The sequence below is a fragment of the Lishizhenia sp. genome (assembly GCF_033720595.1).
GTDB lineage: Bacteria > Bacteroidota > Bacteroidia > Flavobacteriales_D > Crocinitomicaceae > Lishizhenia.
The window spans coordinates 1-8,622 of record NZ_JAWWCF010000131.1 but is presented as its reverse complement, the minus strand read 5'-3'; the positions used below and the strand labels follow the sequence as shown (position 1 = coordinate 8,622).

The window sequence follows — 8,622 nt, the reverse complement described above, 5'->3', positions numbered from 1 at the left end:
TTAGAAAATCCTTTGGCAGCTGTACAAATGGGGTTGATTTATGTAAACCCAGAAGGACCGAATGGTAATCCAGATCCAAAATTAGCAGCGATAGATATTCGAGAGACTTTTGGCAGAATGGGGATGAATGATGAAGAAACAGTTGCTTTGATTGCTGGGGGACATACTTTTGGTAAAACTCACGGTGCAGGTCCGGCAGATAATGTGGGGCCAGAACCCGAGGCTGCTGGCATTGAAGAGCAAGGTTTGGGATGGAAGTCTACTTATAAATCTGGAAAAGGCGCAGATGCGATTACTTCTGGTTTAGAGGTGACTTGGACTTCAACTCCTGCGCAATGGAGTCATGATTTCTTCAAGAGCTTGTTTGAAAACGAGTGGGAATTGGTAAAGAGTCCGGCAGGGGCACATCAGTGGCAAGCAAAGAACCCTGAGAAGATGTATCCACATGCTTTTGACAAAGATAAAACAGTAACCCCAACGATGTTGACAACAGATTTATCGTTGAGAGAAGATTCCATTTACGCTGCGATTTCAAGAAGATTTTATGAAAACCCAAAGGAATTTGAAGAGGCCTTTGCCAAAGCTTGGTTTAAGTTAACGCACAGAGATATGGGACCAAGCTCGAGCTACTGGGGACCAGAAGTGCCTCAAGAAGATTACATCTGGCAAGATCCAATTCCAGCTGTAGATCATACGATAATTGGGGAAAAAGAAATTAAGGAGTTAAAGCAAAGCATTTTAAATTCTGAATTAACGCAGGAGCAATTAATTGTTACGGCATGGGCTTCAGCTTCAACTTACAGAGAATCAGACCGAAGAGGAGGAGCAAATGGAGCGCACATTCGTTTAGCACCTCAAGCAAACTGGGAAGTAAACAACCCTGAAGAATTGAAAAAAGTATTGGCTGTTTACAATGGAATTCAGAAGGATTTCAACGCTAAAAATGGCAATATGAAAGTTTCTATGGCTGACTTAATTGTATTAGGTGGAGTAGTAGCGGTAGAAGAAGCGGCTCGTAAGGCTGGAGTAAGTGTAGAAGTTCCCTTTACACCCGGTAGAATGGATGCTTTGGCTGAGCAAACAGATGCAGCTGGAATGGCAGTATTAGAACCTATGGCTGATGGGTTTAGAAATTACCAAAAAACAGATTACACCCTCCAGACTGAGGTATTGCTGGTAGATAAAGCACAGTTGTTAGGTTTAACAGCGCCAGAAATGACCGTACTTGTGGGAGGAATGCGTGTATTAAACGCTAACTATGATGGTTCAAAACATGGAGTGTTTACTTCAACACCTGGAACATTGAACAATGCTTTCTTCGTGAACTTGTTAGATATGGGTACAGTTTGGACAGCAACTTCGGATGACAAAAAGGAGTTTGTTGGAAAAGATAGAGTAACAGATGAGGTGAAGTGGACAGCTACAAGAGCTGATTTGATCTTCGGATCTAACTCAGAATTAAGAGCGATAGCAGAGGTTTATGCAACTCATGATGCCAACGAGAAATTTGTAAAAGATTTCGTAGAAGCATGGACGAAAGTCATGAACGCAGATAGATTTGACCTAGCACAATAATACATCGGTTTTTGTTTACAGGTAAAACGGTTGATCTTGCGAGGTTAACCGTTTTATAAGCTAAATTAGTGTAGGTTATAAATTGAATAAGCATAAAAAAAGCGACTATTCTTAAAGAGTAGTCGCTTTTTTAATATTATCTAGAAACCTAATCTACACGCTCTATGTAATCGTCGTGAATGACAACTTTACGCGCCTTGTATAAGTTACCCAATGATTTTTTAAAGGTCTTTTTACTCATTCCTAAACGCTCTCTAATATCGTCTGGATGAGATTTGTCCGTCAAGGCCAATTTACCACCGTTTTCAATAATTGCGGCGTAAATTTTATCGGCATTGGGTTCTATCTTTTCATAACCACTCTTGTCCAAACGAATGTCTAACTTTCCATCTTCTCTTATGGTGTAAACATAACCTGTAGTCAATTCACCCTTCTTTAGCGGACGAGAAATGTCGTTGTGGTAAATCAACCCAGAATACATTTGGTTCACGATAACGTTTTGCCCCAAATCTGTTTCATTACAAATCAAAAGTTCTACTTTATCATCAACTTCTAGGTCCAACACCTCATCAAAGAAGTGTTTTTTCACTTTTGCAGTTCCTACCAATCTACCGGTTTGTTCATCCAAATACATGTAGATGAGGTAAGTACCATTTTCCTCCATTTTGGTAGTTTGCTCCTTAAAAGGCACCAAAAGATCTTTTTCCAATCCCCAGTCTAAAAATGCACCAAACTTGGTTACCATTTTCACCTTCAAATAAGCAAATTCATTCAGCTTGATGAGTGGTCGTTGCGTAGTTGCTACAATTCTGTCTTCAGAATCGTGGTACAAAAACACATCAATTTCATCACCTTCTTTCATATCTTCTGTAAGATATTTGTTCGGCAATAAAACATCATTGTCCTGATCGTCTCCTAAATAAGCTCCAACACTCGTAAAACGAAGTATTTCTAATGTATTAACTATTCCAACTCTAAGCATGGTGCAAAGATAGGAGATTTAACGAGCAAATAAGTGTTTTGAAAAAATTAGCCTAAGGCAGCTTTCCAACCTACACGAATGGGAACAGAACAGCGTACAGGAGTGTGAGAGTATTAAGAAACCTAAACTCTTTCTCACGAGGGTATGTTGTCTATTAGCTTTTCGAGAAAATTCAACTGGGTTTATTTATACTGAAGTATATATTTCAACACTTCCTTCAATTGCTTTTCTGCGAATTTACTTTGCGTTAAACTATGAATGTATTTCAATACAAGACCTGTGTCTTTATTTTTCTCTATGGCTTTTACTTCTTCTTGCAACAAAGGAAAATCTTTGCGTTTGGTGAGTTGTAAGTACAAATCGGTGAACATGCGCAAATTTTCTGCATTTACCATTGCAAAATGAGTGAAAAACAAGGAAAGGTAGTAATTCAAATAAGCTTTCGGATACTTTGCTTCTATGGCTTCACCTGCGTCATTTTTAAAGCTAAAACGGTAATCTTCGGCAATGCATTCTATAATTTGCGTAGGAGTAAATACTACAAAGTGTCTAAGTTTTAAACCTTTGGAATTCGGAAGTATTTGTTTAAAGTTGGGAGGAGTTTCTTGTAAAAAGTTGCTTTTCTTTAGTTCCAGAAATCCACCCCATGTTAATGTTTCTTCCTTCCATCGGTAGGCTCCTTTCGCATAACTTTCGGCATCTATCGCAGTTACACTGTACCCGAAAACATTTTCGAATTGGAGCAAAGCTTCCTCATCTTCCTTTAAGTAAGGAGCGCTATTTGCGCTTAGACGAATGCTCAAGGTTAAGAAGTTTTCATTTTCTGTGACCAATGCTTCAAATACTTGTTGTGCTAATTTCCAATTGACTGATAATACCGTGCTTTTCATTCCCGAAATGTTTGCTGCAAAAATAAGCTTTCTTTCTTGTTTGGAGGAAAATTGAAAAATTGTAGAAAAAGCGCCCTGTGTTCCCTGCTTTTTTAAGCTGAAAACTGTATTTTTAGGCGACTTGAAAAAAGCAGCTTCTTTTTTTAAATCAACACACCATTTATTAAGATTTTATTCCTTCAAAAAATGAAAAAGTTTATCACCTTCTTCCTAGCTACGTTTATCTTGTTTTCGTGCTCAAACAAAGAGATTGATTTAGCTCAAATTAAAGTTAACCCCGGTTTTAGTGATTATATCACAGCCTTTACTTCGGGTGTTATTTCCAATCAAGATGAAATTAAAGTTGTTCTCGTGGCACCGGTAGAAAGTGCTGTTGCGGGAGAAAAAATAGAAGGAGATTTATTCGAATTTGAACCAAGTATAGAAGGAGAGGCATATTGGATAGATAAGCAAAGCATAGCATTTCGACCCAATGAAACGCTTGTGGGCGGACAAAAATACAAAGGAAGCTTTCAATTAAATGAGCTTTTAGAAGTAGAGGATGAATACGAAACGTTGGAATTTGGTTTCATGGTGATGCACCAAAATTTATTTGTAGAATTTACAGGTATTTACACGCAAAGTAATAAGGATTATTCAAAGCAAGATATTAAAGGAAGTGTAAGAACTGGAGATATGGCGCTGCCTGCCATGGTTGAAGCGTGTTTTAAGGCTACGCAAAATGGTAAATCTTTAAACATTATTTGGGAACATAAAAACGCGGCAAAACGACACTCCTTCACATTAACAGGAGTTGAACGAAGTGCACAAGCGAGTAAAGTGGTGTTGTCGTGGAATGGAGAACCAATAGGAGTCGAGGTAGAGGAGCAATTAGAGATGCGCGTTCCACCGCTCGATGAGTTTGTCGTAGTTCAGGCCAAAGTAGTGCAAGAGCCAGGATTGTATTTTTCCATTCAGTGTTCTGATCCCTTGGATGAAAATCAAGACCTCAATGGTTTGGTATACCTTTCATCAGGTAAGAAGTTGCGATTAAGCATTGATGGTAATGAAATCAAGGCTTATCCCCAAGGGAAAATGGAAAAGGTGGAAACTTTGGTTGTAAATAAAACGATACGCAATAGCAAAGGTTTTTCACTCAAAAAACAATTCGTAAAAGGACTTACGTTTAATACAGAAAAACCGGCATTAGAACTCATTGGTGATGGTGTAATTATGCCCTCAAACAATGGTACGATAGACTTCCCTTTTAAAGCTGTTAATCTAAAGGCTGTTAACTTGAGAATTTTACGTGTTTTTGAGAATAACGTGAACCAGTTTTTTCAAGAGAACCATCACAACGGAAGTTCTGATTTGGCGCGTGTAGGAAGATTGATTTACGATGGAAGTGTAGATTTGGTAACTTCAGAACCTATCGACTATGGGGTGTGGAATAATTTTAAAATTGATTTAAATCGTTATATAGATTCTGAGCCGGGTTCAATATACAGGGTAATGATGTCGTACGAACGTCACCAATCTTTATATCCTTGTGGAGATTCAACAGGGCTTATAAAACCTTTGAAACGAAGAGAGCAAAACTACGAATCCAACGAATACTACATGAATGTGGACCGTTGGTTTGATGGTGGATACGATTACAGAGATAAAGACAACCCATGTACAGATAGCTATTATAAATATTACAACCGTCAAGTTAGCAGAAATGTATTGTCGAGTAATTTCGGAATCATAGCTAAAGAGGGAGCGGATAACCGTTATGAAATCGCCATTTCCGATTTAAGAACTACAGACCCACTGAAAGGAATTACGGTGGAAGCCTACAATTTCCAAAATCAGTTAATTGCTACGGGTACAACAGATGGAGATGGTTTACTCTCTATAAATCCAGGAAGTAAAGCTTACTTATTGATTGCCAAAAAAGGTACACAACGTGGGTATTTACGTGTAGATAATGGTTCATCGCTTTCTACAAGTTTGTATGAAGTAGGTGGTAAACATATAGAAAAAGGAATCAAAGGACATATCTACGGAGAACGTGGCGTATGGCGACCAGGAGATTCTGTTTTCCTAACCTTTGCCTTGGAAGATAAACTGGAGACACTTCCTAAAAATCACCCTGTGGTACTTGAGATCTTTGACCCAATGGGGAAATTATATACCAAAAAAGTATCTACCGAAGGAGTGAAAGGTTTATATGCTTTCACCTTTAAAACTATGCCCGATTCACCAACTGGAAAGTGGAAGGCAAAAGCTATTGTTGGAAATTCTGATTTCTATAAGTATTTGAAAATTGAAACAGTAAAACCCAATAGAATACGCATTAACTATGATTTGGCAGATGTATTAGATCATTCTTCGGCGGTGAGTGCAAACTTGCAAGCTGATTGGTTGTACGGAGCACCTGCTGCAAATCTGAAAGCGGCAGTTGAGCTAGATGTCTTTGGTTTGAAAACTACGTTTAAAGGCTATGAGAATTATCAATTTGATGATAGGTCTAAAAGGTATTATTTAGAAGAACCGCTTTTAGCAGAGGTGAAAACAGATGCTTCAGGTAGCGCAAAAGTGAGTTTTGATTGGGAAAAGCCGGAGGATGCACCAGGAATGTTAAAGGTGAGATGGAGTACCAAAGTTTTTGAAGAAGGAGGTGATTTCAGTCAAGATTACGTTTCTAAAAAATATTCGCCCTTCACCAGTTATGTTGGACTTAAAATGGATGGAGGAACGAATTGGAGAACTGCTTTGAATTCTGAAGATGAGCATGCAGTATCTATAGCTGCTGTGGACGAAGATGGCTCTCCTTTGTCGAGAAAAGTGAAGGTTGAATTATATAAAGTTTCTTACAACTGGTGGTGGGAAGGAAATGGAGAAGATGATCTCACCAATTATGTTTCGCGTAACTCATCAGATTTAGTGAAGTCAGAAAGCTTTTACGTGAAAAATGGAAAGGCCAATTACACATTGAAATTTCCAGAAAGAGGATGGGGGAAATACATGCTCAGGGTAATCGATGAAAATTCTGGTCATAGCGCTATGCAAAGCTTCTATGCAGATTATTCTGGATGGTACGCAGACGATAACGGCAACAGTGAGGCGGCTTCTATGTTGAACTTAGAAACCGATAAGGAGAGTTATGATGTGGGTGAAACTGCAAAAATTACCGTTCCATCGGGTGGAATAGGAAGGTTTTATGTGACCATTGAAAAAGGAGATCAAATTCTTGCAAGCTATTGGCAAGAAGCTGATGATAAATCTACTGTTCTAGAAATTCCTACCACGGAAGAAATGGCACCGAACATTTATGTAAGTGCAACCTTGGTACAGCCGCACGGACAAACGGAAAATGCCTTACCTATTCGTATGTATGGTATAACGCCGGTGGCTGTTTCTGATCCAGCGACGCATTTAGCTCCTCAGATAACAGCGCCAGAAACCGTGCAACCTTTGTCTGATTATTCGGTGAAGGTGAAAGAGAAAGACGGCAAAGCTATGGCTTACACCTTGGCAGTTGTAGATGAAGGTTTACTCTCTTTAACCCGTTTTCAAACTCCAGATTTATGGCCTTCATTCTACAGTAAAGAGGCTTTAAGTGTGCGTACTTGGGATATGTACAAGTATGTAATGAGTGCACAAACGGGAAAAATGGCTGCTCTCTTGGCTATAGGAGGAGATGAAGGATTGGTGTACAAGGAAGATGCATCTGCAAATCGATTTAAGCCCGTTGTAAAATACTTAGGACCTTTTTATTTAGAAGAAGGTGAGGAAGCGAGTCATAAAATTAATATGCCCAATTACATAGGTGCAGTTCGCGTAATGGTAGTAGCTGCACATAATGGGGCTTATGGTTCAACGGAAAAGGAAATCCAAGTGAAACAGCCTTTGATGGTACAAGCCACTTTACCAAGGGTGTTAGGGCCGAAGGAGCAGATTAAAGTGCCGGTGAACATCATTGCTATGAGTAACAAAATCAAGCAAGTGGCAGTTAAGGTAAGTTCTAATGAATATTTAGTGGCCAAGGGTAGTACACAACAAACGGTGAACTTTACAGGAAAAGGAGATCAAACAATTTTCTTTGATTACGAAGTAGCCAATAAATTAGGTGTAGGTAAATTTAAAGTAGAGGTAAGTTCGGGTAAAGAGAAGTCTTTTGAAGAAATAGAAATATTGGTGCGTCCAGCTAACCCTCCTATGACGCAATCGAAAGTGAAGTCGGTTGAAGGAAATTCAACATTTAGTGATGTTTATTCAGCCTTTGGAATTAGAGGTACCAATGAAACAAAAGTGGAAATTTCTCGCATTCCCTACTTAAATTTAGAGAAACAACTTTCGTATTTAATTCGTTACCCGCACGGTTGTATAGAGCAAACTACTTCTGCGGTGTTCCCTCAATTGTATCTATCTAATTTTGTTGAAATGTCTGCAGCTGAAAAGGCAAAAGTACAAGAGAATATCAACGCTGCATTAACGAAATATAAATCTTTCCAAACCACAGATGGAGGGTTTTCTTACTGGCCTGGTAATAGTAGATATGTATCGGAGTGGGGTACGAATTATGCCGGACATTTTATGCTAGAAGCTAAAAACAAGGGCTATGAGTTACCGGCGAATATGTTGAGTTCTTGGGTGAAATTCCAAAAGAAAAGAGCCAAGGAATGGACGCGTGAATAGCACCTCGCCAGGAAAATTCTCGGCCAGGGCCACCAGCACGCGGAACGCGTCGCGATCAAGCTCGATCGGTCCTTCTGGACCCAGAACCTCCCCGTGGCCGGGGTAGACTTCCAGGCTTCCGAGCCGGAATCCGTGCTGGATTGCGAATCCCATGTAACCTTCCCTGCGACCCCCGCCCGACTAGCATATCCGAATTGTGCCGGACGGTGAGGTCGTCGAGCCGGCAGTGTGTACATCACCCTTGCGACCCCTTGCCGGGTCCGATGTCAGGCATCGCTCACGGGGGTATCTGAAACCGTAGGGTCAGTCGGCGATGAGGAACCGGAATTCCGCGGTGTTGCTGATAATGGCCAGATGAGGATCAGCCGCCAGCAATTTTTTCGGGTAGCCGGATTCCAGCGCACGACGGAATGATTCCATGGCCGTGTCGGGATGGCCCAGGTCGAGCCATGACAGGCCTGCGAAATAATGCACGTAGAACTGCTCTGATCCGAGATTGACCGCTTTCTC

General features: G+C 40.2%; 5 protein-coding genes. 2 read left to right on the top strand and 3 right to left on the bottom strand.

Annotated elements, in window-relative coordinates:
- Positions 1–1,575: catalase/peroxidase HPI (katG, locus tag R3333_RS09915; protein ID WP_318958636.1), on the top strand; the 1,575-nt coding region annotated here is incomplete at its 5' end.
- A gap of 148 nt (positions 1,576–1,723) precedes the next feature.
- Here katG and R3333_RS09910 read toward each other — a convergent pair.
- Together R3333_RS09910 and R3333_RS09905 are read right to left on the bottom strand one after the other, a co-directional pair.
- The gene (locus R3333_RS09910) at positions 1,724–2,557 is read right to left on the bottom strand and encodes a S1 RNA-binding domain-containing protein (RefSeq protein ID WP_318958635.1); all 834 of its coding nucleotides are present in this window, start codon (positions 2,555–2,557) and stop codon (positions 1,724–1,726) included.
- A gap of 182 nt (positions 2,558–2,739) precedes the next feature.
- A complete protein-coding gene (locus tag R3333_RS09905; protein ID WP_318958634.1) occupies positions 2,740–3,447 on the bottom strand; it encodes a hypothetical protein in 708 nt (235 codons plus the stop codon).
- Positions 3,448–3,633: 186 nt separating this feature from the next.
- Between R3333_RS09905 and R3333_RS09900 the strand changes: the two genes are divergently transcribed.
- Positions 3,634–8,112 carry an alpha-2-macroglobulin family protein gene (locus R3333_RS09900; protein WP_318958633.1) on the top strand — a complete coding sequence of 1,493 codons (4,479 nt, stop codon included), beginning with the start codon at positions 3,634–3,636 and terminating at the stop codon, positions 8,110–8,112.
- Positions 8,113–8,415: 303 nt separating this feature from the next.
- On the opposite strand, the gene R3333_RS09895 is transcribed toward R3333_RS09900, so the two are convergent.
- Positions 8,416–8,622: hypothetical protein (locus tag R3333_RS09895; RefSeq protein ID WP_318958632.1), on the bottom strand; the 207-nt coding region annotated here is incomplete at its 5' end.

Excerpts from the sequence above, each read along its gene's own strand:
- R3333_RS09905 (WP_318958634.1), bottom strand. The coding sequence starts at position 3,447 with ATGAAAAGCACGGTATTATCAGTCAATTGGAAATTAGCACAACAAGTA.
- R3333_RS09900 (WP_318958633.1), top strand. The coding sequence starts at position 3,634 with ATGAAAAAGTTTATCACCTTCTTCCTAGCTACGTTTATCTTGTTTTCG.
- R3333_RS09910 (WP_318958635.1), bottom strand. The coding sequence starts at position 2,557 with ATGCTTAGAGTTGGAATAGTTAATACATTAGAAATACTTCGTTTTACG.